Annotated in this window: 20 protein-coding genes and 1 pseudogene; 14 read left to right on the forward strand and 7 right to left on the reverse strand. The window is 72.4% G+C overall.

Annotated elements, in window-relative coordinates:
* Positions 1-56 precede the first annotated feature (56 nt).
* The 6 genes from IE295_RS00920 to IE295_RS00945 all read left to right on the forward strand — a co-directional run bounded on the left by IE295_RS00920 (position 57) and on the right by IE295_RS00945 (position 9,927).
* A complete protein-coding gene (locus tag IE295_RS00920) occupies positions 57-1,574 on the forward strand; it encodes a 3' terminal RNA ribose 2'-O-methyltransferase Hen1 (RefSeq protein ID WP_190061454.1) in 1,518 nt (505 codons plus the stop codon).
* Entirely contained in the window at positions 1,571-4,228 is a 2,658-nt protein-coding gene (locus IE295_RS00925; RefSeq protein WP_190061455.1) for a polynucleotide kinase-phosphatase, read from the forward strand. The genes IE295_RS00920 and IE295_RS00925 overlap by 4 nt, the downstream gene beginning before the upstream one ends.
* A gap of 105 nt (positions 4,229-4,333) precedes the next feature.
* Entirely contained in the window at positions 4,334-5,566 is a 1,233-nt protein-coding gene (locus IE295_RS00930; protein WP_190061456.1) for an arginine deiminase, read from the forward strand.
* Between the two features lie 84 nt (positions 5,567-5,650).
* On the forward strand, positions 5,651-6,664 hold the full coding sequence (gene argF, locus IE295_RS00935; protein ID WP_190061457.1) for an ornithine carbamoyltransferase: 1,014 nt from the start codon (positions 5,651-5,653) through the stop codon (positions 6,662-6,664).
* 171 nt (positions 6,665-6,835) lie between these two features.
* Entirely contained in the window at positions 6,836-7,663 is an 828-nt protein-coding gene (locus IE295_RS00940; RefSeq protein WP_190061458.1) for an enoyl-CoA hydratase family protein, read from the forward strand.
* Positions 7,660-9,927, forward strand: a complete 2,268-nt coding sequence (locus IE295_RS00945; RefSeq protein WP_190061459.1) for a bifunctional salicylyl-CoA 5-hydroxylase/oxidoreductase — start codon at positions 7,660-7,662, stop codon at positions 9,925-9,927. Before IE295_RS00940 ends, IE295_RS00945 begins: the two co-directional genes overlap by 4 nt.
* A 13-nt stretch (positions 9,928-9,940) precedes the next feature.
* Here the strand turns inward: IE295_RS00945 and IE295_RS00950 are convergent, their stop codons facing one another.
* Both IE295_RS00950 and IE295_RS00955 read right to left on the reverse strand, forming a co-directional pair.
* Positions 9,941-10,780, reverse strand: a complete 840-nt coding sequence (locus tag IE295_RS00950; protein ID WP_190061460.1) for a PaaX family transcriptional regulator — start codon at positions 10,778-10,780, stop codon at positions 9,941-9,943.
* Positions 10,773-12,413 carry an AMP-binding protein gene (locus IE295_RS00955; protein WP_190062343.1) on the reverse strand — a complete coding sequence of 547 codons (1,641 nt, stop codon included), beginning with the start codon at positions 12,411-12,413 and terminating at the stop codon, positions 10,773-10,775. The genes IE295_RS00950 and IE295_RS00955 overlap by 8 nt, the downstream gene beginning before the upstream one ends.
* Positions 12,414-12,583: 170 nt before the next feature.
* Here IE295_RS00955 and IE295_RS00960 point away from each other — a divergent pair, with 170 nt between their 5' ends.
* The 3 genes from IE295_RS00960 (at position 12,584) to IE295_RS00970 (ending at position 14,852) form a co-directional block, all read left to right on the forward strand.
* Positions 12,584-13,762: an acyl-CoA dehydrogenase family protein gene (locus IE295_RS00960; RefSeq protein WP_190061461.1), complete on the forward strand. Its 1,179-nt coding sequence runs from the start codon at positions 12,584-12,586 to the stop codon at positions 13,760-13,762.
* Complete coding sequence (locus IE295_RS00965; protein ID WP_190061462.1) at positions 13,759-14,157, forward strand: RidA family protein; 399 nt, start codon at positions 13,759-13,761, stop codon at positions 14,155-14,157. The genes IE295_RS00960 and IE295_RS00965 overlap by 4 nt, the downstream gene beginning before the upstream one ends.
* Positions 14,158-14,228: 71 nt before the next feature.
* Positions 14,229-14,852, forward strand: coding sequence for a TetR/AcrR family transcriptional regulator (locus IE295_RS00970; protein WP_190061463.1), 624 nt, complete (start codon positions 14,229-14,231; stop codon positions 14,850-14,852).
* 42 nt (positions 14,853-14,894) lie between these two features.
* Here the strand turns inward: IE295_RS00970 and IE295_RS00975 are convergent, their stop codons facing one another.
* Positions 14,895-16,118 (reverse strand): FAD-dependent oxidoreductase, encoded by a 1,224-nt coding sequence (locus IE295_RS00975; RefSeq protein ID WP_190061464.1) that lies wholly within the window; start codon positions 16,116-16,118, stop codon positions 14,895-14,897.
* Between the two features lie 190 nt (positions 16,119-16,308).
* Here IE295_RS00975 and IE295_RS00980 point away from each other — a divergent pair, with 190 nt between their 5' ends.
* Complete coding sequence (locus IE295_RS00980) at positions 16,309-16,824, forward strand: GNAT family N-acetyltransferase (RefSeq protein WP_190061465.1); 516 nt, start codon at positions 16,309-16,311, stop codon at positions 16,822-16,824.
* Positions 16,825-16,827: 3 nt separating this feature from the next.
* Here IE295_RS00980 and IE295_RS00985 read toward each other — a convergent pair whose 3' ends face one another.
* Positions 16,828-17,301: a histone deacetylase gene (locus IE295_RS00985; protein WP_308013098.1), complete on the reverse strand. Its 474-nt coding sequence runs from the start codon at positions 17,299-17,301 to the stop codon at positions 16,828-16,830.
* 699 nt (positions 17,302-18,000) lie between these two features.
* Between IE295_RS00985 and IE295_RS00990 the strand changes: the two genes are divergently transcribed.
* The 3 genes and pseudogenes from IE295_RS00990 (at position 18,001) to IE295_RS01000 (ending at position 20,632) form a co-directional block, all read left to right on the forward strand.
* Entirely contained in the window at positions 18,001-18,531 is a 531-nt protein-coding gene (locus tag IE295_RS00990; protein ID WP_190061467.1) for a DUF6879 family protein, read from the forward strand.
* Between the two features lie 31 nt (positions 18,532-18,562).
* Positions 18,563-19,449 (forward strand): annotated as a pseudogene (locus IE295_RS00995) (helix-turn-helix domain-containing protein).
* Positions 19,450-19,474: 25 nt separating this feature from the next.
* Positions 19,475-20,632 (forward strand): methyltransferase domain-containing protein, encoded by a 1,158-nt coding sequence (locus IE295_RS01000; RefSeq protein ID WP_190061468.1) that lies wholly within the window; start codon positions 19,475-19,477, stop codon positions 20,630-20,632.
* A gap of 103 nt (positions 20,633-20,735) precedes the next feature.
* On the opposite strand, the gene IE295_RS01005 is transcribed toward IE295_RS01000, so the two are convergent.
* Positions 20,736-22,265: a helix-turn-helix domain-containing protein gene (locus tag IE295_RS01005; protein WP_190061469.1), complete on the reverse strand. Its 1,530-nt coding sequence runs from the start codon at positions 22,263-22,265 to the stop codon at positions 20,736-20,738.
* A 79-nt stretch (positions 22,266-22,344) separates the two neighbouring features.
* Positions 22,345-22,899 (reverse strand): Uma2 family endonuclease, encoded by a 555-nt coding sequence (locus tag IE295_RS01010; RefSeq protein ID WP_190061470.1) that lies wholly within the window; start codon positions 22,897-22,899, stop codon positions 22,345-22,347.
* 200 nt (positions 22,900-23,099) lie between these two features.
* Between IE295_RS01010 and IE295_RS01015 the strand changes: the two genes are divergently transcribed.
* The gene (locus IE295_RS01015; RefSeq protein ID WP_190061471.1) at positions 23,100-23,999 is read left to right on the forward strand and encodes an alpha/beta fold hydrolase; all 900 of its coding nucleotides are present in this window, start codon (positions 23,100-23,102) and stop codon (positions 23,997-23,999) included.
* A 3-nt stretch (positions 24,000-24,002) separates the two neighbouring features.
* Here the strand turns inward: IE295_RS01015 and IE295_RS01020 are convergent, their stop codons facing one another.
* A complete protein-coding gene (locus IE295_RS01020; protein WP_224322936.1) occupies positions 24,003-25,109 on the reverse strand; it encodes a PP2C family protein-serine/threonine phosphatase in 1,107 nt (368 codons plus the stop codon).
* Positions 25,110-25,404 lie beyond the last annotated feature (295 nt).

A 25,404-nucleotide genomic window follows, 5' to 3' on the forward strand; every position in this document is an offset into this window, starting at 1 on the left:
GCCCGACCCTGGAAATCCGGTCGTCCCGCCGGGCCGACCAGGACATAATCGGGCATGTGTTCCTGACGATCAGTACCTCCGGCGCCGCCGGGCGCCCCGCGACCGACCTCGGCTTTCTGCTGCACAAACACCCCGACAAGGCGCAGCGGTTCTCCACCTCTCACGGCACCGCCCACGTGCTCTACCCGGAGGCGGGCGAGGAGCGGTGCACGGCGGCGTTGCTGCTCGAGGTCGATCCCGTGGCGCTGGTGCGGAAGGGGAAGGAAAGGGGGCGGGGCGGTGCGCCGGACTCGGCGTTGGCGCAGTACGTCAACGACCGGCCGTACGCAGCATCCTCGCTGCTGGCCGTGGCGATCGGCAGCGTCTTCTCCAGTGCCGTCAAGGGGCAGTGCACGGCCCGCCCGGAGCTGCCAGGGCAGGTGTGGCCGCTGCGGATCGAGGTGCCGGTGCTGCCGGCGCGTGGCGGGGCCGGGCTGGTGGAGCGGCTGTTCGCGCCGCTGGGCTGGAAGGTGACGGCGCGGCCGGTGGCGCTGGACGAGCGGTTCCCCGAGTGGGGCGACTCGCGGTACGTGTCGCTGGTGCTGGAGGGCGAGCTGCGGCTCGCGGACGCGCTGCGGCATCTGTACGTCCTGCTGCCGGTGCTCGACGACGCCAAGCACTACTGGATCTCGTCCGACGAGGTCGACAAGCTGCTGCGCGCCGGCGAGGGCTGGCTCGAGGGCCACCCCGAGCAGCGCCTGATCACCAACCGCTACCTGGGCCGCCGCTGGAGCCTGACCCGCGACGCGCTCGACCGGCTCGCCCTCGCCCGTCTCGCCGAGTCCGACGACACCGAGCCCGAGGAGCTCGACAACGCCGTCGACGAGGCGGAGGACACCGCGGAGCGGCCCGTGCCGCTGGCCGTGCAGCGGCGCCAGGCAATCCTCGGCGTGCTGCGCCGGTCCGGGGCGGCGCGCGTGCTCGACCTGGGCTGCGGCCAGGGGCAGCTCGTGGGCGAGCTGCTCAAGGACGCGCGCTTCACCGAGGTCGTCGGCGTCGATGTGTCCGTACGCGCCCTCAAGGAGGCCTCCCGGCGGCTGCGCCTGGAGCGGATGACCGAGCGGCAGGCCGCCCGCGTGGCCCTGCTGCAGGGCTCCCTCGCCTACACCGACCGCCGGCTCACCGGGTACGACGCGGCCGTGCTCAGCGAGGTCATCGAGCATCTGGACCTGCCGCGGCTGCCCGCCCTGGAGTACGCGGTGTTCGGCGCCGCGCGCCCCGGGACGGTCGTGGTGACCACCCCCAACGTCGAGTACAACGTGCGCTGGGAGACCCTGCCCGCCGGGCACGTCCGCCACGGCGACCACCGCTTCGAGTGGACCCGCGAGGAGTTCCGCGCCTGGGCGGTGGAGGTCGCCGAACGGCACGCCTACGACGTGGACTTCGCGCCGGTGGGCCCCGAGGACCCCGAGGTGGGCCCGCCGACCCAGATGGCCGTCTTCCGCAAGCACGACACCACAACCAAGCACGACACGACCGGCAAGCACGACACCACCCGCACCACCGAGACCACGAAGGAGGCGAAGGCCGCATGACCGGCACCGGCACCACCCCCGGCACCCGTACGCCCCTCGCCGTGCCCGACCTGTCCCTCGTGGTCCTCGTCGGCGCCACCGGCTCCGGCAAGTCCACGTTCGCCGCCCGGCACTTCAAGCCCACCGAGACCATCTCGTCCGACTTCTGCCGGGGCCTGGTCAGCGACGACGAGAACGACCAGAGCGCCAGCAAGGACGCCTTCGAGCTCCTGCACTACATCGCCGGCAAGCGCCTGGCCGCCGGCCGGCTGACGGTCGTCGACGCCACCAACGTCCAGCCCGAGGCCCGCAAGCAGCTCGTGGCGCTGGCGCGCGAGCACGACGTGCTGCCCGTCGCCATCGTCCTGGACATGCCCGAGGAGGTCTGCGCCGAGCGCAACGCCGCCCGCCCCGACCGGGCCGGCCTCGCCCTCCGCGTCATCCAGCGCCACCGCCGCGAGCTGCGTCGTTCCCTCAAGCACCTGGAGCGGGAGGGCTTCCGCACGGTGCACGTCCTGCGGGGCGCCGCCGAGGCGGACGCGGCGGAGATCGTGCGCGAGCGCCGGTACAACGACCTGCGCCACCTCACGGGCCCCTTCGACATCATCGGTGACATCCACGGCTGCCGCTCGGAGCTGGAGAGCCTGCTCACCGCGCTCGGCTACGCCCTCGTCCGTGACGAGGCCGGCCGGCCCGTCGACGCCGCGCACCCCGAGGGCCGCACGGTCGTCTTCGTCGGCGACCTCGTCGACCGCGGCCCCGACAGCCCCGGCGTGCTGCGCCTGGCCATGGGCATGGTCGCCGCCGGGCACGCCCTGTGCGTCCCCGGCAACCACGAGAACAAGCTCGGCCGCCACCTGAGCGGCCGCCAGGTCAACGTCGCGCACGGCCTCGCGGAGACGCTCGAACAGCTGGAGCGGGAGGAACCGGAGTTCCGGGAGAAGGCGCGGACGTTCATCGACTCGCTCGTCAGCCACTACGTCCTCGACGGCGGCCGGCTCGTCGTCTGCCACGCCGGCCTGCCCGAGAAGTACCACGGCCGCACCTCCGGCCGCGTCCGCGCGCACGCCCTCTACGGCGACACCACGGGGGAGACCGACGAGTTCGGCCTGCCCGTGCGCTACCCGTGGGCTGAGGACTACCGCGGCCGTGCCGCCGTCGTCTACGGCCACACCCCGGCCCCGGCTGCGACGTGGCTGAACAACACCATCTGCCTGGACACCGGCGCCGTCTTCGGCGGCAAGCTGACCGCGCTGCGCTGGCCCGAGCGCGAGCTGGTGGACGTACCGGCCGAGGAGGTCTGGTACGAGCCCGTCCGCCCGCTGGCCTCCGAGGCGCCCGGCGGCGCCGACGGCCGTCCGCTCGACCTGGGCGACGTCACCGGCCGCCGGGTCGTGGAGACCCGGCACCTGGGCCGGGTGGCGGTCAAGGAGGAGAACGCCGCCGCGGCCCTGGAAGTCATGAGCCGCTTCGCCGTCGACCCCCAGCAGCTCCTCTACCTCCCGCCGACCATGGCCCCGTGCGCCACCTCCAAGGAGGAGGGCTATCTGGAGCACCCGGCCGAGGCCTTCGCGGGCTACCGGGCGGACGGCGTGCGCCGGGTGATCTGCGAGGAGAAGCACATGGGCTCCCGCGCGGCGGTCCTCGTCTGCCGGGACGCGGACGTCGCCCGCGAGCGTTTCGCGGTGGCCGGCGGCGTGCCCGGCGCGGTGTACACCCGCACGGGACGGCCGTTCTTCGACGACGCCGCCCTGGCCGCGCGGATACTCGAGCGGCTGGGCCGTGCCGTGGGGGAGGCCGGGCTGTGGGAGGAGCTCGGCACGGACTGGCTGCTGCTGGACGCCGAGCTGATGCCCTGGTCGCTGAAGGCGGCCGGCCTGCTGCGCCACCAGTACGCGGCCGTGGGCGCCGCCTCCCGTACGGTCTTCCCGGCCGCCCTCGCGGCGCTGGAGTCGGCGGCGGAGCGCGGCGTGGACGTGGCCGGCCTGCTGGGCCGCCAGCGCGAGCGCGCCGAGGACGCCGAGGCCTTCACCGAGGCGTACGGGCGGTACTGCTGGCCGGTCGGGGGAGAGGGCGCCGACGCGGCGGCCGGCATCCGGATGGCTCCGTTCCAGCTCCTGGCCGTCCAGGGCCGCAGCCTCGCCGCGCTCCCGCACGACGAGCAGCTGGCCCTGATCGACCGCCTCGTCGCCGCGGACGGCGGCGGCGAGGAAGGCGGGGAAGGCGCAGAAGGCGAGGTAGACGGGGTAGGCGGCACGCGGGGCCTGCTCGCTCCCACCCGCCGTCTGGTCGTCGACACCGAGGACGAGGCCTCCGTCGCCGAGGGCACCCGGTGGTGGCTGGAGCTGACCGCCGCCGGCGGCGAGGGCATGGTCGTCAAGCCGCTCCAGGCCTACGCCCGCCGCCCCGACGGGCGGCTCGTCCAGCCGGGCGTCAAGTGCCGCGGCCGGGAGTACCTGCGCATCATCTACGGCCCGGAGTACACCCGCCCGGACAACCTCGCCCGGCTGCGCGTACGCCACCTCGGCCACAAGCGCTCGCTCGCCCTGCGGGAGTACGCCCTCGGCCTGGAGGCGCTGGACCGGCTGGCGGAGGGCGAGCCGCTGTGGCGCGTCCACGAGGCCGTCTTCGCGGTGCTCGCGCTGGAGTCCGAGCCGGTCGACCCGCGCCTGTAGCGCGGGCCCCGGCAGGGCCGGGCGGCTCCGGCCGCCCGGCCCGGTCGGGGCACTCCGTGCCCCGCGTGCCGAGTGATCACGGCCGGTTCAGGTGAGGATGGGGGGATGGGATTCCATGTCGATTCCGAGGCCGGGCGGCTCCGCCGCGTCATCCTGCACCGCCCCGACCTGGAGCTGAAGCGGCTCACGCCGTCGAACAAGAACGCTCTGCTCTTCGACGACGTCCTGTGGGTGCGCCGCGCCCGGGCCGAGCACGACGGCTTCGCCGACGTGCTGCGCGAGCGCGGCGTGGAGGTGCACCTCTTCCAGGACCTGCTGGAGGAGAGCCTGCGGGTGCCGGCCGCGCGGGCGATGGTGCTGGACCGGGTCTTCGACGAGAAGGAGTACGGTCCGCTGGCCACCGACCACCTGCGGGCGGCGTTCGAGGCGATGCCGGTGCCGGAGGTGGCGTCGCTGCTGGTCGGGGGGATGACCAAGCGCGAGTTCCTGGCCGGCCACCCGGAGCCGGTCTCCGTGCGCTTCCACGTGATGGACCTCGACGACTTCCTGATCAATCCGCTGCCGAACCACCTCTTCACCCGGGACACCTCCGCCTGGATCTACGACGGGGTGAGCATCAACGCGATGCGCTGGCCCGCCCGTTGGCACGAGACGGTGCACTACGAGGCGCTCTACCGCCACCACCCCATGTTCGCGGGGGGCGGCTTCCACATCTGGTGCGACGGGCAGGCGGCCTACCCCTCGACGATCGAGGGCGGCGACGTGCTCGTCATCGGCCAGGGCGCCGTGCTGATCGGGATGAGCGAGCGCACCACCCCGCAGGCCGTGGAGATGCTGGCCCGGGGGCTGTTCGCGGCCGGCTCGGCCCGCACGATCGTGGCGCTGGACATGCCCAAGGGGCGGGCGTTCATGCACCTGGACACCGTGATGACGATGGTGGACGGCGACACGTTCACCCAGTACGCGGGCCTGGGCACGCTCCGCTCGTACACCATCGAGCCCGGCGTCGGCGAGCGCGACCTGAAGGTCACCGACCACCCGCCGGAGCACATGCACCGCGCCATCGCCGCCGCGCTGGGCCTGGACTCCATCCGGGTGCTGACCGCCCGGCAGGACGTGCACGCGGCCGAGCGCGAGCAGTGGGACGACGGCTGCAACGTCCTGGCCATAGAGCCGGGCGTGGTGGTCGCCTACGAGCGGAACGCGACGACGAATACTTTCCTCCGTAAGCACGGAATCGAGGTCATCACCATTCCGGGCAGTGAGCTGGGGCGCGGCAGGGGTGGGCCGCGCTGCATGAGCTGCCCGGTCGAGCGGGATCCGGTACCGGGTGCTTAGCCGGAAGAACGCATCTGCATAATGATGCTGACTGATGTATACAGTTCCATTTACCGTGCAGTGCTGACGACGTAGGAGCCACCCATGGCGACGGACCTCAAGGGCCGCCACTTCCTCAAGGAGACGGATCTCACCGCCGAGGAGTTCCGCGGTCTGGTCGAACTGGCCGCGGAGCTGAAGGCCGCCAAGCGCGCGGGCGCCGAGGAGCCTCGCCTGAAGGGGCGCAACATCGCCCTCGTCTTCGAGAAGACCTCCACCCGCACCCGCTGCGCCTTCGAGGTCGCCGCCGCCGACCAGGGCGCCCGTACGACCTATCTCGACCCCGCCGGTTCGCAGATCGGCCACAAGGAGTCGGTCCGGGACACCGCCCGGGTGCTCGGCCGGATGTTCGACGCGATTCAGTACCGGGGCCATGGCCAGCACATCGTCGAGGACCTCGCCGCCTACGCCGACGTCCCCGTCTACAACGGCCTGACCGACGAATGGCACCCCACCCAGATGCTCGCCGACGTGCTCACCATGACCGAGCACACGGCCAAGCCGCTGGAGCACGTGGCGTACGCCTACCTCGGCGACGCCCGTTACAACATGGGCAACTCCTACCTCGTGACCGGCGCCCTGCTCGGCATGGACGTCCGCATCGTCGCCCCGGAGGCGCTCTGGCCGGCCCCCGAGGTCATCGCCCGCGCGCGGCAGCTCGCCGAGACCAGCGGCGCCCGGATCACCCTCACGCACGACGTCGCCGAGGGCGTGCGCGGCGCCGACTTCATCGCCACCGACGTCTGGGTGTCGATGGGGGAGCCCAAGGAGGTCTGGGACGCCCGCATCGCCCTGCTCGCCCCCTACGCCGTGACCATGGACGTGCTGCGCGCGACCGGCAACCCGGCCGTGAAGTTCCTGCACTGCCTGCCGGCCTTCCACGACCTCGACACCACGATCGGCCGGGAGATCTACGAGCGCCACGGCCTGACCTCGCTGGAGGTCACCGACGAGGTCTTCGAGTCGGTGCACTCCGTGGTCTTCGACGAGGCGGAGAACAGGCTGCACACCATCAAGGCCGTGCTGGTGGCGACCCTGGCGGAGTGGGGACGGCAGTAGCCGCACCCGCGGCGGACACCGCCCCAGGGGCGGCGGGCTTCGTGCCCGCCGCCCCTTTTTCGCACGGTCCTCCCTGCCCCGGCGTATCGCGCACTCGTGACGACAGTCACGGGACGGTGATAACTTCACGAGGCAGGCACCAGCCCCTCCGGCTGAAGGAGGCCGTGCTCCATGAGTCCGTTCACCGGCTCCGCGTCCCGCACCGAGGAATGGCGCCACCTGCGCCTGACCCTGGACTCCGGCGTCGCCACCGTCACCCTCGCCCGTCCCGACAAGCTCAACGCCCTCACCTTCGGCGCCTACGCCGACCTGCGCGACCTGCTGCCCGAACTGGCCCGCGACGGCTCCGTACGGGCCCTCGTGCTCGGCGGCGAGGGGCGCGGCTTCTGCTCCGGCGGCGACGTCGACGACATCATCGGCGCCACCCTGGCCATGGACACCGGCCGGCTGCTGGACTTCAACCGCATGACCGGCCAGGTCGTCCGCGGCTTACGGGAGTGCCCCTTCCCCGTGATCGCCGCCGTCCACGGCGTCGCGGCGGGAGCCGGCGCCGTCCTCGCGCTGGCCGCCGACTTCCGCGTCGCCGACCCCACCGCGCGCTTCGCGTTCCTCTTCACCCGTGTCGGCCTCTCCGGCGGCGACATGGGCGCCGCCTACCTCCTGCCCCGCGTCGTCGGCCTCGGCCACGCCACCCGCCTGCTGATGCTCGGCGAGCCCGTGCGCGCCCCGGAGGCCGAACGCATCGGGCTCATCAGTCAACTGACGGAGGAAGGCGGGGTACCCGCCGCCGCCCTCGCCCTCGCCCGCCGGCTCGCCGAGGGCCCGGCCCTGGCCCACGCCCAGACCAAGGCCCTGCTCACCGCCGAACTCGACATGCCGCTCGCGGCCTCCGTCGAACTCGACGCCGCCACCCAGGCCCTGCTCATGAACAGCGCCGACTACGCCGAGTTCCACGCGGCCTTCACCGAGAAGCGGCCCCCCAAGTGGCGGGGACGATGACCACCGCGCCGCCGGCGGTGGCCGGCCGGGTCGCCGTCATCGGCGGCGGCCCCGGCGGCCTCTACGCCGCCGCACTGCTCAAGCGCCACGAGCCCGGACGCGAGATCACCCTCTGGGAGCGCAACGCCCCCGACGACACCTTCGGCTTCGGCGTCGTCCTCTCCGACGAGACCCTCGGCGGCATCGAGAGCGCCGACCCGGAGGTCTTCGCCGCGCTGCGCCGCGAGCTCATCCGCTGGGACGACATCGACGTCGTCCACCGCGGCACCACGCTGCGCTCCGGCGGCCACGGCTTCGCCGCCCTCGGCCGCCACCGGCTCCTGGAACTCCTCCACGAGCGCTGCCGCGACCTCGGCGTCCGGCTCCGCTTCCGCACCGAGGCGCCGCCCGCCGCCGAACTGGCCCGCACCCACGACCTCGTCATCGCCGCCGACGGCGTCCACAGCCGCACCCGCGACACCCACCGCGACGCCTTCCGCCCCACCCTCACCACCCACCGCTGCCGCTACATATGGCTCGCCGCCGACCTCCCCCTCGACGCCTTCCGCTTCGAGATCGCCGAGACCGAGCACGGCGTCATGCAGCTGCACGCCTACCCCTTCGGGGCGGGCGCCTGCACCGTCATCGTCGAGATGCGCGAAGAGGTCTGGCAGCGCGCCGGCCTCGACCGCTGCGACGAGAAGGACGCCGCCGAGCGCTGCGGCGCGTACTTCCCCGGCTTCCTCGGCGGCCGCCCGCTGCGCTCCAACCACTCGGCGTGGACCGCCTTCCGCACCGTCGTCAACGAGCGCTGGTACCACGGCAACACGGTGCTGATCGGCGACGCCGCGCACACCGCGCACTTCTCCATCGGCTCCGGCACCAAGCTCGCCGTCGAGGACGCCCTGGCCCTGGCCGTCGGCCTGCGCGACGCCCCCGCCCTCGGCGACGCCCTGCGGGCCTACGAGGAGCAGCGGCGCCCGGCGGTCGCCTCCACGCAGCGGGCCGCCCGGGCCAGCCTGGAGTGGTTCGAGAACCTCTCCGGCCACGTCGAACGGCCGCCGTACCGCTTCGCCTTCGACCTCCTGACCCGCAGCCGCCGCGTCACCCACGACAACCTCCGTCTGCGCGACGCGGAGTTCGTCGCCGCCGTCGAGGCAGAGGCAGGCATTCCGCCCGGCACGCCGCCGATGTTCACCCCCTTCCGGCTGCGCGGGCTGACCCTGCGCAACCGCGTCGTCGTCTCGCCGATGGACATGTACTCGGCCACCGACGGCACCCCCGGCGACTTCCACCTCGTGCACCTCGGCGCCCGCGCCCTCGGCGGCGCCGGCCTGGTCATGACCGAGATGGTCTGCGTCAGCCCGTGGGGCCGGATCACACCCGGCTGCACGGGCCTGTACGCGCCGGAGCACGAGGAGGCCTGGCGCCGGATCACCGGCTTCGTGCACGAGCGGGCCCCGGGAACGGCCATCGGCGTCCAGCTCGGCCACAGCGGCCGCAAGGGCTCCACCCGGCTCATGTGGGAGGGCATCGACCAGCCCCTGCCCGAGGGCAACTGGCCGCTGGTCGCCGCCTCCCCGCTGCCGTACCACCCCGGCGTCAGCCAGACGCCCCAGACCCTGACCGCCGCCGGGCTCGCAGCCGTCCGCGACGACTTCGTCCGCTCCGCCGAATCCGCCGACCGGGCCGGTTTCGATCTCCTGGAGCTGCACTGCGCGCACGGCTACCTGCTCTCCGGCTTCCTCTCGCCGCTCACCAACCACCGTGACGACGCGTACGGCGGCACCCTGGCGGGACGCCTGCGCTACCCCCTCGAGGTCTTCGACGCCGTACGGGCCGTCTGGCCCGCCCACAAACCGATGACGGTGCGCATCTCCGCCACCGACTGGGCGGACGGCGGCACCAGCGCCGAGGACGCCGTCGCCGTCGCGCGCGCCTTCGCCGAGCACGGCGCCGACGCCATCGACGTGTCCACCGGCCAGGTCGTCCCCGACGAGCGGCCCGCCTTCGGGCGCTCGTACCAGGTGCCGTTCGCCGACCGGATCCGGCACGAGGCGTCGGTGCCGGTCATCGCGGTCGGGGCCATCTCCTCGTGGGACGACGTCAACTCGCTGATCCTGGCCGGCCGCGCCGACCTGTGCGCGCTGGCGCGGCCGCACCTGTACGACCCGAACTGGACCCTGCACGCCGCCGCCGACCAGGGCTACACCGGCCCCGGCGCGCCGTGGCCCGCACCGTACCGCGCGGGCAGCCGCAAGCCGCCGACGGGGCGGAGCGCATGACGCGACCCACTCCCTACGCCAGCACCGGCCGTACGAACTGCTCCCCGGCGTCGCGCAGCCGCGCGTGCAGGGCCGCGAAGACCCGGGCCGCCCGGCCGCCCGGCCACTCCTCGGGCAGCAGGGCCGCCGGCAGGCCGGGATCGGCGTACGGCAGCCGCCGCCAGGAGTCCAGGGCGAGGAGGTAGTCGCGGTAGGCGGCCTCCGGCGGGACCGGCCGACGACGCGACCAGCGGTGCAGCACGGGCTCGTGGGTGTCGAGGAACGCCTGGTGCTGCCGGGCCAGCGCCTCGAGGTCCCACCACCGGGCCACGGCCTCGGCGGTGGGGTCGAAGCCCAGGTGGCTGCCCTTGAACAGGTCGACGTAGGAGGCCAGCCCCAGCCGCTCGAGGGTGTGCCGCGTCTCCTCGTGCACGTGCGCCGGGGCGATCCACACGCCGGGCGCGGCCGTGCCGAAGCCCAGCCGGGCCAGCCGGGAGCGCAGCAGGTGCCGCTTGTGCCGCTCCTGTTCGGGGACCGAGAAGACGGCCAGCAGCCAGCCCTGGCCGGGCCGCGCCGAGGAGCGGCCGTAGATGCGCCGGTCGCCGTCGTCGAGGAGCTGCCGCGCGGCGTCCGACAGCCCGTAGCCCGCCGCGCCGTCCGCCGTGCGGCCGGCGACGAGCAGCCCGCGCCGCTTGAGCCGGGAGACGGCCGACCGCACCGACGGCGAGTCCACGCCCACCGCGCCCAGCAGCCGGATCAGGGCCGCGATCGGCACCGGGCCGGCGGGGGAGTCGGCGCCACCGCGTCCGTACGCGCCGTAGAAGGTGACGATGAGGGACCGGGGGGTGTGGAGCGGTTGCTGGTGGTCAGTCACGGGGAAACTGTAAAGCGCCCGTGCGCAGCCGGAATCGCTGCAATTTGCCGGTGGGCGTGCGCGGGAGGGCGTCGAGGAACTCGATCTCGCGAGGGCACTTGTACGGAACGATCTCCTTTTTGGTGAACTCCCGTAGCTCCGCGACCGTTTCCGGGGTACGGGGCACGCCCGGCCGCAGCACGACGTGGGCGACGACGATCTCGCCGCGCCGCTCGTCGGGGCGCCCGGTGACGGCCGCTTCGAGGACGTCGGGGTGGCGCAGCAGGGCCTCCTCGACCTCGGGTCCGGCGATGTTGTAGCCGGCCGAGATGATCATGTCGTCGGCGCGGGCCACGTAGCGGAAGTAGCCGTCCGGTTCGCGGACGTAGGTGTCGCCCGTGATGTTCCAGCCGCCGCGCACGTACTGGCTCTGGCGCTCGTCCGCCAGGTAGCGGCAGCCGGTGGGGCCGCGCACGGCCAGCAGCCCGGGCTCGCCGTCGGGCACGGGACGGCCGGCCGGGTCCACGACGCGGGCCTCGTAGCCGGGGACCGGCAGCCCGGTGGTGCCCGGGCGTATGAGGTCGTCGGCGGCGGAGATGAAGATGTGCAGCATCTCGGTGGCGCCGATGCCGTTGATGACGCGCAGCCCGGTGGCGCGGTGCCAGTCGTGCCAGAGGGCGGCGGGCAGGTGCTCGCCGGCCGAGACGCATCTGCGCAGCGAGGAGACGTCGTACGCGCCGAGCCGGCCGAGCATCGCGCGGTAGGCGGTGGGGGCGGTGAACAGGACGGAGACGCGGTGGCGTTGGACGTCGGCGAGCAGCCGCTCGGGGCCGCCCCAGTCGGCGAGCAGGGTCTGGGCGCCCGCGCGGAGCGGGAAGACGACGAGGCCGCCGAGGCCGAAGGTGAAGCCGAGCGGCGGGCTGCCCGCGAAGACGTCGTCGGGGGTTGGCCGCAGGACGTGGGCGGAGAAGGTGTCGGCGATGGCGAGGACGTCGCGGTGGAAGTGGACGCAGCCCTTGGGACGGCCGGTGGTGCCGGAGGTGAAGGCGATGAGCGCGACGTCGTCGGCGGAAGTGTCGCACGCCACATAGGATGTGGGTTTATTTGCCGCGAGCCGCAGAAGGTCGCCGGGCGCCTCCCCGCCGAACAGCGCAATCCGTAAGTGTGGCACCTCCGCGTTGATCAGGTCGTCGGCCGATCGGGTGTCGCACAGGGCGTGGCTGACGCGCGCGATCCGGCAGACGGTCGCCAGCTCGTGGGCGCGCTGGGCCGCCAGTACGGTCACGGCCACCGCTCCCGCCTTCATCACCGCGAGCCAGCAGGCGGCGAGCCAGGGCGTGGTGGGGCCGCGCAGCAGCACGCGGTGGCCGGGGAGCACCCCCAGGTCGTCGGTGAGGGCGTGGGCGATCCGGTCGGCGTGTGCCGAGAGTTCGCCGTAGGACCAGACGAGCCCCGAGGCGTCCCGCACCGCCGGCCGGTCCGGCCCCAGCCGCGCCACCGTCGCGTCCAGGAGCTCCGCACCGCAGTTGAGGCGGTCCGGATAGGACAGCGCGCCGGGTCCGGCGAGGTCGAAGCGGAGCTCCGGCCACTGCCCCGGAGGCGGGAGATGGTCGCGCGCAAACGTGTCGGCATGGGCCGACGGGTTGAGCTCCATCGCGGATGCGCCCCCTCGCGCCGAGAAGAAGAAGGAGGTGAACGGGGGTCTTGCCAGCGACACGGATCCACTGTCAGCGTAGCGAGTTGGTGACGGCAGTCAACAGAGCGCGATAACTCCCGCACCTGGCACAGCGGGTGCAGCAGGATGCAAGGGAAAGGGTGGACCCGGTGACCACACCGTTCACACTGGACAGGGAGCAGCGCGCGTGGTGCGCCGAGCTGCGCGCGCTCGCCGCCGAGAAGTTGCGCCCCCTGGCCGACGAAGGCGCCCCCGGCGGGACCGGCAGCGTCAATCGTCCGCTCGTCGCCGCGCTCGGCGAACTCGGGCTGCTGGCCCGCGTGGTGCCCGCCACCGGCCCGGTCAGCGCCATGGACCTGTGCCTGCTGCGCGAGTCGCTCGCCCAGGAGTGCACCGAGGCCGAGACCGCCCTCGCCCTCCAGGGCCTCGGCGCCCACCCCCTCCTGCGGTGGGGCACGGCCGGGCAGCGAGCGCGCTGGCTGCCCGACGTCGCGGCCGGCCGGATCGTCACCGCCTTCGCGCTCAGTGAGCCGGAGGCCGGCTCCGACGCGGCGTCCCTGCGCCTGCGCGCGGATCCGGCCCCCGCTCCCGGCCCCGGCGGCGGCCCTGGCCCCGGCTCAGGCCCGGGCTCCGGCTGGCGGCTCACCGGCGAGAAGTGCTGGATCTCCAACGCCCCCGAGGCCGACCTCTACACCGTCTTCGCCCGCACCGGCCCCGCCCCCGGCGCGTCCGGCATCACCGCCTTCCTGGTCCCCGGCGACCGGCCCGGCCTCACCGGCAGCCCCCTCGAGATGCTCAGCCCCCACCCCGTCGGCACCCTCACCTTCGACGGCGTCCCGGTCGGACCGGACGACGTCATCGGAGAGGTCGGCGGCGGCTTCACCGTCGCCATGCGCACCCTCGACCTCTTCCGCCCCAGCGTCGGCGCCTTCGCCGTCGGCATGGCCCGCGCCGCCCTGCGCGCCGCCGTGGCCCACGCGGGCGAACGCCACGCCTTCGGCGGCCCGTTGAAGGACCTCCAGGCCGTCTCCCACCAGCTCGCCGAGATGGCCACCCGCACCGAGGCCGCCGCCCTGCTCGTCCTCGCGGCGGCCGCCTCCTACGACGCGGGCGAGCCGGGCATCGCCCGGCGCTCCGCCATGGCCAAGCTCTTCGCCACCGAGACCGCGCAGTACGTCGTCGACGCCGCCGTCCAGATCCACGGCGCCCGCGCCCTGCGCCGCGGCCACCTCCTGGAACACCTCTACCGCGAGGTCCGCGCCCCGCGCGTCTACGAGGGCGCCACCGAGGTCCAGCGCGCCATCATCGCCAAGGAGCTCTACCGATGACCCTGCACCGACTCAACCCGGCCGCCCTCTCCCCGCCCACCGGCTTCAGCCACGCCGTCACCGCCACCGGCACCCGCCTGGTCTTCCTGGCCGGCCAGACCGCCCTCGACACGGACGGCAAGATCGTCCCCGGCGGCCTTCCGGAACAGTTCGAGAAGGCCCTGGCCAACCTCCTGGCCGCCCTGCGCGCCGCCGGAGGCGGGCCGGCGGACCTGGCCCGGGTCACCGTCTACGCCACGGACGTCGGCGCGTACCGCTCCCACGCCCGGGAACTCGGCGCCGTCTGGCGCCGGCTGGCCGGGCGCGACTACCCCGCCATGGCGGTCATCGGCACGACCCGGCTCTGGGACGAACAGGCGCTGGTGGAGCTGGACGGGGTGGCCGTGCTGCCGTGACCGGGCGCGCGGGGTACGGTGTGACGCCGGTCGATGGTCGCCGTGCGAGAGTGGAGAAGGTGGGCGTTTCGATGGCGTCTCGTCGGAGTGCCGACCCCGGCGGCCTGACCTTCACCGAGCGCGCCCGGCGGCAGCAGATCGTCGAGTGCACGATCGACCTGATCTCGAGCCGCGGCTATCCCGGCACCTCGCTCTCGGCGATCGCCGAGGAGGCGGGCATCTCCAAGGCCGCGATCCTCTACCACTTCTCCTCGAAGGACAACCTCACGCGGGCCACGCTGGAGCACGTGCTCGAGCGCTTCCTCGCCCATGTGACGGAGCGGGTGGAGCGGGAGACGGACCCGGCCGCCGCCGTCGTCGCGTACGTCCGCGCGATGATCTCCTACCAGCACGCCAACCGCCGGCACGTCCGCGTGATCACCGAGATGCTGCTCGACGACAAGGGCGGCACGCGGCTCAAGACGCCGGGCTCCCACGACACGTACGACCGCTGGCAGGGCCTGTCCCGCCTGCTGGCCGCGGGCCAGGAGGCGGGCGCCTTCCGCGCGTTCGACCCGCGGACCACGGCCCTGGCCGTCGGCGGGGCCATCGACAACGTGATCTCCTACTGGCTCGTCCACCCGGAGTTCGACCTCGACGCCGCGGCCGACGAGCTGGTGACCTTCACCATGAACGCGATCGGGCACCGGGACTGAGCCCCGTCCGGCCCTGTTACCGGCTTCGGCCCCCGCTCCCGCTCACGCCCGCGCGAAGGCGGGCGCCCGCTCCGGCCGTATGCCGACACCGCCGAGATACCCGGCCAGGGTGCGCAGCGGCGGTACGCGCCGCAGCAGCCGGAACGGGACGGGCAGCCGCTCCGGGTCGAGCCGGCCCTCGAGGGCGGGGCGCAGCAGCGTCTCGTGCTCGCCCAGCTGCATCCGCTGGATGACGGCCGCGGGCAGCCGGCGCCGCCGCTGCACCCGGGCGAGGCCGCGGACGCCCACGCCGCCGCGCCGCAGCGGCTCCGCGAGCAGGCGGGCGGCCGCGACGGCGTCCTGCACGGCGAGGTTGACGCCCACGCCGCCCGTCGGCGACATGATGTGCGCGGCGTCCCCGATGCACAGCAGCCCCGGCCGGTACCAGCGCCGCAGGTGCCCCATCGTCACCTCGAGCAGCTTCACGTCGTCCCAGGAGCCGATCGCCTTCGTCACCTCCGGCCCCCAGTCGAACAGCTCGCCGACGCGGTCGCGGAACCACTGGATGTCGTTGGCCCGCAGCGCGCGGTCGGTGCCCTTCTCGATGAGGTAGGAGGTCTGGTAGAACGCCCCCCGGTCCATCGTGACCGCGAACTGCCGGCCGCGGGCGCGCATGAACACCCGCCCGTCCTGGGAGCCGTCGCCCTGCGCCGGCACCCGTACGTTCCACACGTCCATCGGCACGTCGACGTACTCCGGCCGCAGCCCGGCCGCCGCGCGCACCACCGAGTCCCGGCCGTCGCACGCGACGACGAGATCGGCGGCGATCTCCCCGCTCGTCCCGTCCGGCCCGGCGTACCGCACCCCGGTCACGCGGCCGCCGTCGGTGCGCAGCCCGGTGACGGCGGTGCGCATCCGCAGGGTGAAGGAGGGCTCCTGGCGGGCGGCGCCCGCGAGCAGGTCGAGGAAGTCCCACTGCGGAACCATGGCGATGTACTTGTGCCGCCCGGGTATGCGCCGCAGGTCGGACAGCGTGATGACGGCGTCCCCGATGTGCATCCGCACCTCGTCGAGCCTGCGTGCGGGGAGCTCGGCGAACCGCTGCCCCAGCCCGAGTTCGTCCAGCAGCCGCAGCGTGGACGGATGCACGGTGTCCCCCCGGAAGTCCCGCAGGAAGTCCCCGTGCTTCTCCAGCACGGTCACCTCCACCCCGGCCCGGGCCAGCAACAACCCCAGCATCAACCCGGCGGGCCCGCCCCCGACGACACAGCACGTGGTGCGCTCCATGCGTCCGCTCCCCTCACTGTTTCTGACCGCCTGGTCAGCTGTCTGACCGATCGGTCAGACGATGTGGTGGGCAGTCTACGCAGACGTACCGGGCGTCGGTTGACCCGGATAAACAGGAGGAAGGATCCACGGGCCGCGTGATAGGCCTAGGGGGTTCGTATGCGATCCGGTTCGAGGCGAAAGGCCATGCGTGCGTACCCACCACACCTGGAGCACCCGGGCCGAGACCGGTGCCGACATCCCCGCCGTCCGTGAGGTGAACCTCGCGGCGTTCGAGACGCCGCTGGAGGCCGACCTCGTCGACGCGCTGCGCGCCGACCCCGCCTGGATCGACGGCCTGTCCGTCGTCAGCACCGACGGGGACGGCCGGGTCGTCGGCCACGCCCTGCTGACGCGCTGCCACATCGGCGACACCCCGGCCCTGTGCCTGGCCCCCGTCGCCGTACGGCCCGAGCACCAGAAGACCGGCGCCGGCTCGGCCGCCGTCCGCGCCGCCCTGAAGGCGGCCAGGGACATGGGGGAGCGCTACGTCACCGTCCTCGGACACCCGGCGTACTACCCCCGCTTCGGCTTCACCCGCGCCTCCGTGCACGGCATCGGCCTGACCATCGACGTCCCGGACGAGGCCATGATGGCCATGGCCCTCGACGAGGCCCACCCCCTGCCGAGCGGCACCGTCCGCTACGCGGCACCCTTCGCCATCTGACGCCTACTCCCCGGAGAACAGGGCCGTGATCTGCTCCACGGTCCAGTTCTCCGCCGCACCGGGCGCGCGGGAGAGGTAGGAGGCGATCGCACGGTCGTCCCACGCCCCCGCCCGGCGCAGCCCTGCGGTGAGGTGCCGGAGGTAGGCGGTGGACGGACTGGTGTGGCTCACCGCCGACAGTGACCAGGGAGCGGTGAAGGTGAGCACGGGCACGTCCTCGAGATACCCGGGACACACCAGCGTCTCGTACCGCCCGGGCCCCAGCACGTGCCGCCCCTCCCGGAGAACCACCCCGAGATCGAGGTCGGCCCCCGGCGGCTCGTACATCTCCTGAGCGGCGATGTCCCCGAACTGCTGCGCGGTGACGAGATGGGCACACGCCCACACCGTCCCGGGCGCCTGCGGATCGTAGAAGGCCCTGCCCCCGGCCCACACCGGCGACTCGGTCGCGAAGTACAACGCCCCCGGCATCTCCACCGGCACCGACTCCCGAGGAGGCGCCGGATCCCGGCTCCCGGGAACCCCCCTCCCCGCCCCGGGCGGCCGCCCCCCGGCCAGGTAATAACGCAGCCTCCCCGGATCCATGTTGGACCCGTAGGAGGCATACCAGACCCTGCCGGGCCTGGAGGAACGGCCGCTCACCGCAGGCCTGCTGAGACGACGAGCGCTGCTCAAGCTCACTCCGTGAAAACGTCGTACCGACGGCTTGGATGCGGGCCTGGGGTGAGAATCCGGGGCTGGGCCGCTGGGGCGTGGCCAAGGCGGTCGAGGAGCTGATCGAGCTCGGCTACTACGTACGCCGGACCGTGCGCGATGAGGGAGACTGGCCTGCACTTGAGGTTGCGGCAGCGAGGTCTGGTTCCGCGCGCCCTTGACGGGCCGGTGAGACCGGCGTGATGGTCTTGCAACCAGGCGCAACTGACTCGACACCGGAGGCAGTTATGGCACTAAATTTCATGGGGATGGACCCTGAAACGAAGGAAGAGGGGTCTGCCACGGTCTGGGTTCACCATGAGCAGCAGAGGATCATCATCCAAGGTGTGACCGCCGACGATGCTCTGACAGAGGAGGTCGGCAGCACCGAGTGGGTGCCCGGCCACGCGGTGGGGATCCCTGCGCATGAGTCGGTGATCTCCCTGCCCCTACGGATGGTGCCGATCTTGAGGAAGGCGTGCGATGCCGCAGAACGTGCCGGACTTTCCGACGCTGCTCCGGAGCGCGCAGAGGACAGCAGTCCATCTGGAGATGCGTGACACCTACGGCGTCGCCGGCGAAGCCGAAGAGTTCGAGCAGTGGAAGCGCACCGGCGAAGTAGACCTTGACCCGGAGTCCGAGGGCTGGTCCCGTTGGGTGTCCATGGTCCGCGAGGCCACTGCCCGGGGCGTGATCATGCGGCGGGCACGCATCGTGTCCGAGCCGGTGAGCCAGTACATCAAGTACGAGTACACCACCACCGCCGTGAACGTCGCCGTGGGCGAGCAGGTCCGCTGGCTGCCCAGGCGGAAGGCGCTCGGCATCGCTGTACCCGCCGCCGACTTCTGGCTCTTCGACGATCGTCTCGTCCGGTTCAACCTCTTTACTGGCGACGGAGACTGGGCCGAACCCCGGTTCGAGATCACCGAGGACCCGGCCGTAGCCCGGCTGTGCGCCTCTGCGTTCGAAGCCGTGTGGGAGCGCGGCATTCCACACGAGGAGTACAAGGTCTAGCCGCCCCTCGCCATCGTCGGACTGCAAGCACATGTCCCCTTCGTCCCCTTCGTCCAGCGTCGCGGCGGCAAGGAGAGCTCTCGCCGACCGGCTGGTGGAGATCCGTAAGGATGCGGGCATCACCGGTCACGAGCTGTCTGTCCGGTGTGGCTGGCATCCTGCCAAGACGAGCCGCATCCAGAGCGGCAAGGTGGCGCCCACCGATGCCGATATCCGCGCTTGGTGCGCCGCCTGCGGGGCAGGTGAACAGGCCGCTGACCTGGTTGCCACGGCCCGTGCAGCCGACTCCATGTACGTCGAGTGGCGAAGGCGCCACCGGACCGGGCTGCGCCAGGCGCAAGAGCGCCTGATCAGCGGCTACGAAGAGACCTCGTTGTTCCGGATCTACGTTTCCAACGTGCTCCCGGGGTTCTTCCAGACCCCGGAGTACGCCACGGCCCTCATGCGGTCCATGACCGACTTCCACGAGACGCCCGACGACGTTGCCGAGGCCGTACCGGCCCGCATGGCCCGGAGCCGCCTCCTCTACGAAGGCGGACACCGGTTCGCCGTCCTGATCGAAGAATGGGTTCTCCGGAGCCAGATCGGCGACGCCGAGACGATGGCCGGGCAGCTCAGGACCTTCTCTCACTGATGCCGCTGGCGTCCGTGTCGCTGGGCGTGATCCCCTCCGCAGGGCAGCGGAAGGTGTGGCCACTGGAAGCGTTCTACCTGTTCGATGACCGGCGGGTCGCCGTCGAGAACCTAACGGCCAAGATCAACGTGGTGCAGCCGCGCGAGATCGCCGACTACGCCAAAGCCTTCAACGCGCTGTCCGGCATGGCTGTCCACGGCCCGCGTGCCCGAGCGCTGATCAGCGCGGCCATCGAAGCGCTCGGGCAACTCGTGCGCAATAAGTCGCAAGTTCCTCGCTGGTAGGACCGGCTGGTCCCTAGCGTTTCCGATGGGCTTCGCACGCAACCAACCTGACTACGAAGTGAAGGCGGGCGCGCTGACTTCTGACTGGCTGGGGTCGTTCCAGGCGGTCCCCCGGGAACTGTTCGTGCCTGACCGTATCTGGCCGGGCATTGCGGACGGCACCCGGCAGACGGGGTTGGTAGACCGTGCCAAGGACCCGGAGGCGTGGTTCGAGGCGGTGTACTCCGACATCCCCCTCACCACGCAGTGGGACGACGGCCGGCACTCCGGCAACGGCCTGGGCACCATGCCGACCAGCTCCAGCTCCATGCCGCGCATGGTCTTCTCGATGCTCGCCGATCTGGACGTGGCAGACGGACACCGCGTGCTGGAGATCGGCACGGGCACGGGCTGGAACGCGGGCCTTCTCGCGCACCGGCTCGGTGGCGCGAACGTCGTCAGCGTCGAATACGACGCGGACGTGTCCATGGCCGCTGTGGAGAACCTCCGGCGTGCCGGCCTGGCCCCTCTGGCCCTCGTGGGCGACGGTCGCTTGGGGCATCCCGCCAGTGCCCCGTTCGACCGGGTCATCGCTACGTGCTCTGTGGGGGAGGTGCCCCGCGCGTGGGTCGAGCAGGCACGTCCCGGCGGGCTCATCGTTGCCCCGTGGGGGACGGAGTACGGCGGTGAGTACATCGCACGCCTGGTTGTCGGCAACGACGGCACGGCGAACGGACCCTTCACCCGCTCGAGTGCCTTCATGCGCCTACGCCAGCAGCGCACGGAGCGACCGCCGTTCGAGGCCTACCTCAAGGGCCAGGAGTGGCCCTCGGACGGCACCAGGAGCACGACGACGCTTTCCCCCGCCGACATCGGCGGCTGGCTCGCACAGTTCGTGATCGGGCTGCATGTGCCCGGGGCGTTCTGGCGTGTCGAGCGGTACGGCGATGGCACGTACACGCTGTGGACGTACAGCACCGACACCCGGTCGTGGGCGTCCGCCGGCTACGAGCCGGAGGCCACCGAGTACACGGTGGTCCAGTCCGGCCCACGCAGGCTGTGGGACGAGACGGAAGCGGCCTGCCTCTGGTGGGAGGAGAACAGCCGCCCCGGCTTCGATCGTTTCGGTCTCACCGTGGACGGCGAGGGCGAACGGGTCTGGTTGGGCTCCCCGGACCAACCGATACCGTGCCTGAGCACGTAGCTGACCCTCCACCCATCGGCCCGGTCGGTGTTCTCCCGAGGGCTGGACGCGGCCCACAGACGGCCCGGGGCGACGAAATCGCCGCCCCGGGCCGCCGCGGCGGTCAGATGTCCCGGAACGTTTCGATCTGGGCGCCGACCGAGTTGAGGCGTTCGGCGAGGTCCTCGTAGCCGCGGTTGATGACGTAGACGTTGCGGAGGACGGAGGTCCCCTCGGCGGCCATCATGGCCAGGAGGACGACCACGGCGGGGCGCAGGGCGGGCGGGCACATCATTTCGGCGGAGCGCCAGCGGGTGGGGCCCTCGACCAGGACGCGGTGGGGGTCGAGGAGCTTGACGTCCGCGCCGAGGCGGTTGAGGTCGGTGAGGTAGATGGCGCGGTTGTCGTAGACCCAGTCATGGATGAGGGTCTGGCCCTGGGCGAAGGCGGCGATGGCCGCGAAGAAGGGCACGTTGTCGATGTTGAGACCGGGGAACGGCATCGGGTGGATCTTGTCGATCGGCGCGCGGAGCTTGGAGGGGCGCACGGTCAGGTCGAGCAGCCGGGTGCGGCCGTTGTCCGCGCGGTACTCGGGGCTGCGCTCGTGGTCGAGGCCCATCTCCTCCAGGACGGCGAGCTCGATCTCCATGAACTCGATCGGCACCCGGCGGATCGTCAGCTCCGACTCCGTCACCACGGCGGCGGCCAGCAGGCTCATGGCCTCGACCGGGTCCTCGGACGGCGCGTAGTCGACGTCGCGGTCGATGGTGGCCACGCCGTGCACGGTGAGCGTGGTGGTGCCGATGCCCTCGACGCGTACGCCGAGCTCCTCGAGGAAGAAGCAGAGGTCCTGGACCATGTAGTTGGAGCTGGCGTTGCGGATGACGGTCACGCCGTCGTGGCGGGCCGCGGCCAGCAGGGCGTTCTCGGTCACGGTGTCGCCGCGCTCGGTCAGGACGATGGCGCGCGTGGGGGCGACGGAACGATCCACCTGGGCGTGGTACGTGCCGTCGGTGGCCGTGATCTCGAGGCCGAAGTGGCGAAGGGCCGTCATGTGCGGCTGTACGGTCCGGGTGCCGAGGTCGCAGCCGCCCGCGTACGGGATCTTGAAGTGGTCCATGCGGTGCAGCAGCGGGCCCAGGAACATGATGACGCTGCGGGTGCGGCGGGCCGCCTCGGTGTCCATCGCGCCCAGGTCGAGCTCGGTGGGCGGCACGATCTCGAGGTCGTTGCCGTCGTTGATCCACCGGTGCCGGACGCCGATGCTGGCGAGCACCTCGAGGATCCGGTAGACCTCCTCGATCCGCGCGACGCGACGCAGCGTCGTGCGGCCGGCGTTGAGCAGCGTGGCGCACAGCAGGGCGACGCACGCGTTCTTGCTCGTCTTGACGTCGATGGAGCCCGACAGGCGGCGCCCGCCGACGACGCGCAGGTGCATGGGCCCGGCGTATCCGAGCGAGACGATCTCGCTGTCGAGCGCCTCCCCAATGCGGGCGATCATATCAAGACTGATGTTCTGATTTCCCCGCTCGATGCGGTTGACCGCGCTCTGGCTGGTCCCGAGAGCGTCCGCGAGCTGGGACTGTGTCCAGCCGCGGTGCTGGCGGGCGTCACGGATGAGCTTGCCGATGCGGCCGAGGTAGGCGTCTGTCATGAGACAGACGGTATCTCAGATATGAGATCTCCGCCCGCCGCGCCATGGCTCCTGCACAGGTTCCCCGCCTGTGCGGCCCTCAGAAGTCGGAAGTGTCGAGTTCGAGGTCGAAGGGCTCGGGTACGTGGAGGGGGGCGCCGAAGGGGTGCGGGCCGTCCGTCTTCGTATACCCAAGCCTGCTCGGCTCGCTGAAGAGCGTGCAGGTCCGCTCCTGACGGTCCACGAGGAGGTAGAGAGGGGCGCCGTATTCGGCGTAGCGGCGGCGCTTCACGATGCGGTCGGTGTCGCCGTTGGAATCGGAGGTGACTTCGACGACGAGCAGGGTCTGGTCGGGCACAAGGGCGCCACCGCCCTTCGCCAGCTCTCGGGGCACGACGGCCAGGTCCGGTACGTACCAGTTGGAGGTGCCCGGCAGGTCGAGGTCTCCGGAGCCCGCCCTGCACCCGAGCTCCCGCAGGGTGGGTCCGAGCTGTTCGCGGATCTCTTCGGCTGCGTTCTCATGGTCCCATGTGGGCGCGGTTGTCTGGATGACCCCCTCGACGATCTGCATCCGATGACCCTCGACATGCTGGATCGCGTACTTCAGCGCCTTCTCGGGGTCGTCGGCTGCATACGAATGGGGCTGTGCGCTCATCGGTCCTCCCGCGGACATCGTGACTGCAGCGTGACGACTGTCCCTGGTCTACAGCAATCGCCATGGCCGACCCGCCCGTTCGGCCCAACGCTCACCCGAACTGGTGAACCAGACCCGCGTGTTCTCCGGAAATTCCGTCCTGCGAGGATCGGATCAACGGCGGCCGTACGGATGGCCGCCCGTAGGGGGAGGTGCGCCTGATGGCCACGCAGATCGGTTCCTTCACCAGTGGCGAGGCGCGTACGCGCGTGCTCGCGGCGTACGACCGGGCCATGGCGTTCTGGCCGGAGCCGCGGGACGAGCAGGACGTCGAGACCGCCTTTGGCGTCACGCGGGTGTACGGCTACGGCGCGGAGGGCGACGGCATTCCCGTCGTCCTGTTGCACGGGCAGAGCGCCGGGCCCACCGAGTGGGCGCCGCACGTCGCCGCGCTCGCCGACGGGCGGCGGCGGGTGTTCGCCGTCGACCGGGTGGGGGAGCCGGGGTACAGCACGCAGACCGCGCCGGTACGGACGCCGGACGACATGGCCGCCTGGCTGGAGGAGGTCCTCGCCGGGCTGGGTCTCGAGCGGGTGCATCTGGTGGGGCACTCGTACGGCGGATGGGTGGCGCTCAACCATGCCGTGCGCGCCCCCGGCCGCATCGCCTCGGTGGCCGTGTACGACCCGCCGCGCGCCCTCGCGTCGCTCAAGGCCGGCTTCGTGTTCGGCGCCATCGCCTCCTTCGTCGGGCCCGAGGGCTTCCGGTACCGCTGGTTCACCGAACTGATCGGCCCCACGGGCGTGCCGGCGGAGGAGGCGGAGGCCCAGACCCGGTTCTCCCTGGAGGCGATGCGCGGCTTCCGCATACGGCTGCTGCCGCCGCAGCCCATGAGCGACGAGGAGCTGACCGGCATCACCGTGCCCGCCCTCGTCCTCCTCGGCGGCGAGAGCCGCGTGCACGACGCCCGGCGGGCGGAGGAGCGGGCGCGGCACCTCATGCCGGGCGCGCACGTCGAGGTCGTCCCCGGTGCCGGCCACGGCATCCCGGTGAAGGTGTTCAACGAGCGCGTGCCGGAGTTCGTGCGCGAGGCCGAGGACAAGCAGGGCGCCGGCGCCTGAGCATCACGCCCCGCCCGTGCCCCGGGTCACCGCGAGCAGGGCCATGTCGTCGGTGATGCGGCCGCCGGTGTGGCGGTCCACGTCGTGGATCAGGGCGTCGAGCAGCGCGTCCGGGCCGGACAGGTCGCGGCCGGAGAGCCCGGCGACGGGGTCGTAGAAGGCGCCGGCCCGGTTGCGCGCCTCGGTGAGGCCGTCCGTGTACAGCAGGAGCGTCGTCCCCGGCGGGAACGGCACCGTGTGGATCCGGCCCTCGCCGGTGCCGGGATCCGCCAGCGCCAGGGGGAGGGCCGGCTCGGGCGGCTCCGCGGCACGCACCTCGCCGCCGCGGAGCAGCAGCGGCGCCGGGTGGCCGCGGTTGATCAGCCGCAGCTCGTCGCCGGAGGGCGGGATCTCGGCCAGGACGCCGGTGACGAACCCCTCCGTCCGCTCGGGCCCGCTCCGCCGCTCCGCCTCGCGGATCAGCGCCCGCTCCAGGCGGGCCGCGATCCCGGCGAGCGTGGCCTCCTCGTCGGCCGCCTCCCGGAACGCACCCAGCGCCACGTCCACCGCCTTGACCGCCTCCATGCCCTTGCCCCGCACGTCACCCACGACGCAGCGCATCCCGTACGGCGTGTCCTGCACGCCGTACAGGTCGCCGCCGATCTGCGCCTCCTTCACCGCCGACTGGTAGCGCACGGCGATCCGCAGGTCCCCGACGGCGGCCGGCGGCTCCGGCAGGATGGCGCGCTGGGCGGCGAGGGCGACCCGGCGCGCGGACTGCAGCCGGACGTCGCTGTAGTACATGAGGCGGTTGACGACCACGGCGAGGGCCGAGACGGTCGCGACGGCCGCCAGCTCGCTGCGCCCGCCCGAGTCGCCGATGAAGCCGAAGTGGGTGAGCAGCGCGGCGTCGGCGGCGCAGGCGCCGATGCCCGCGAGGATCGTCGCGCGCAGCGACAGCAGCGCGGCGGCCGTCATGGGCGCGGCGGTGTAGAAGGCCTCCGCGCTGAAGTGCGGAGAGGTGGAGTAGTCGAGGAAGGCGCCGCCGGCGAGCAGGAGGACGGGCAGCCACTGCAGGTGGCTCAGGCATCCGCGTCTGATCGCGTCGCCTCCCGCGCCCGGTGCCCTCACGTACCCGCTCCGCTCCCGCTCTCGCGTGCCGTGCCTGCGGTGCCGTGCCGTGCCGTACACCACGCTCAAGGATCCTCGGGCCGGTTTGGGGCTGCCAGTCAGGGCATGGCTGTAGGGGTACGCGTCGTATGTCCCGGTCTGTCGACACCGGACGGCCCATCCGGACATGACCGTGCGGCCTCGATGTACTAGAGTTATCTCGACATCGAGATATCTGCCGAGAGGCGTACCGCTGTCGCGCCAGTAAGGCGTACCTAACTTAGGCACACCTTAGCGGATGCGCGCGGTGGGGTGG

The sequence above is a fragment of the Streptomyces griseocarneus genome (genome assembly GCF_014655595.1).
GTDB classification, from domain to species: Bacteria; Actinomycetota; Actinomycetes; order Streptomycetales; family Streptomycetaceae; genus Streptomyces; species Streptomyces griseocarneus.

What these genes read in the sequence shown, in the direction of transcription:
- IE295_RS00940 (WP_190061458.1), top strand. Translation starts at nt 6,836, where the DNA reads ATGAGTCCGTTCACCGGCTCCGCGTCCCGCACCGAGGAATGGCGCCAC.
- IE295_RS00955 (WP_190062343.1), bottom strand. Translation starts at nt 12,413, where the DNA reads ATGGAGCTCAACCCGTCGGCCCATGCCGACACGTTTGCGCGCGACCAT.
- IE295_RS00925 (WP_190061455.1), top strand. Translation starts at nt 1,571, where the DNA reads ATGACCGGCACCGGCACCACCCCCGGCACCCGTACGCCCCTCGCCGTG.
- IE295_RS01000 (WP_190061468.1), top strand. Translation starts at nt 19,475, where the DNA reads ATGGGCTTCGCACGCAACCAACCTGACTACGAAGTGAAGGCGGGCGCG.
- IE295_RS00975 (WP_190061464.1), bottom strand. Translation starts at nt 16,118, where the DNA reads ATGGAGCGCACCACGTGCTGTGTCGTCGGGGGCGGGCCCGCCGGGTTG.
- IE295_RS00930 (WP_190061456.1), top strand. Translation starts at nt 4,334, where the DNA reads ATGGGATTCCATGTCGATTCCGAGGCCGGGCGGCTCCGCCGCGTCATC.
- IE295_RS00945 (WP_190061459.1), top strand. Translation starts at nt 7,660, where the DNA reads ATGACCACCGCGCCGCCGGCGGTGGCCGGCCGGGTCGCCGTCATCGGC.
- IE295_RS00970 (WP_190061463.1), top strand. Translation starts at nt 14,229, where the DNA reads ATGGCGTCTCGTCGGAGTGCCGACCCCGGCGGCCTGACCTTCACCGAG.
- IE295_RS00965 (WP_190061462.1), top strand. Translation starts at nt 13,759, where the DNA reads ATGACCCTGCACCGACTCAACCCGGCCGCCCTCTCCCCGCCCACCGGC.
- IE295_RS00990 (WP_190061467.1), top strand. Translation starts at nt 18,001, where the DNA reads ATGCCGCAGAACGTGCCGGACTTTCCGACGCTGCTCCGGAGCGCGCAG.
- IE295_RS01010 (WP_190061470.1), bottom strand. Translation starts at nt 22,899, where the DNA reads ATGAGCGCACAGCCCCATTCGTATGCAGCCGACGACCCCGAGAAGGCG.
- argF (WP_190061457.1), top strand. Translation starts at nt 5,651, where the DNA reads ATGGCGACGGACCTCAAGGGCCGCCACTTCCTCAAGGAGACGGATCTC.
- IE295_RS01005 (WP_190061469.1), bottom strand. Translation starts at nt 22,265, where the DNA reads ATGACAGACGCCTACCTCGGCCGCATCGGCAAGCTCATCCGTGACGCC.
- IE295_RS01015 (WP_190061471.1), top strand. Translation starts at nt 23,100, where the DNA reads ATGGCCACGCAGATCGGTTCCTTCACCAGTGGCGAGGCGCGTACGCGC.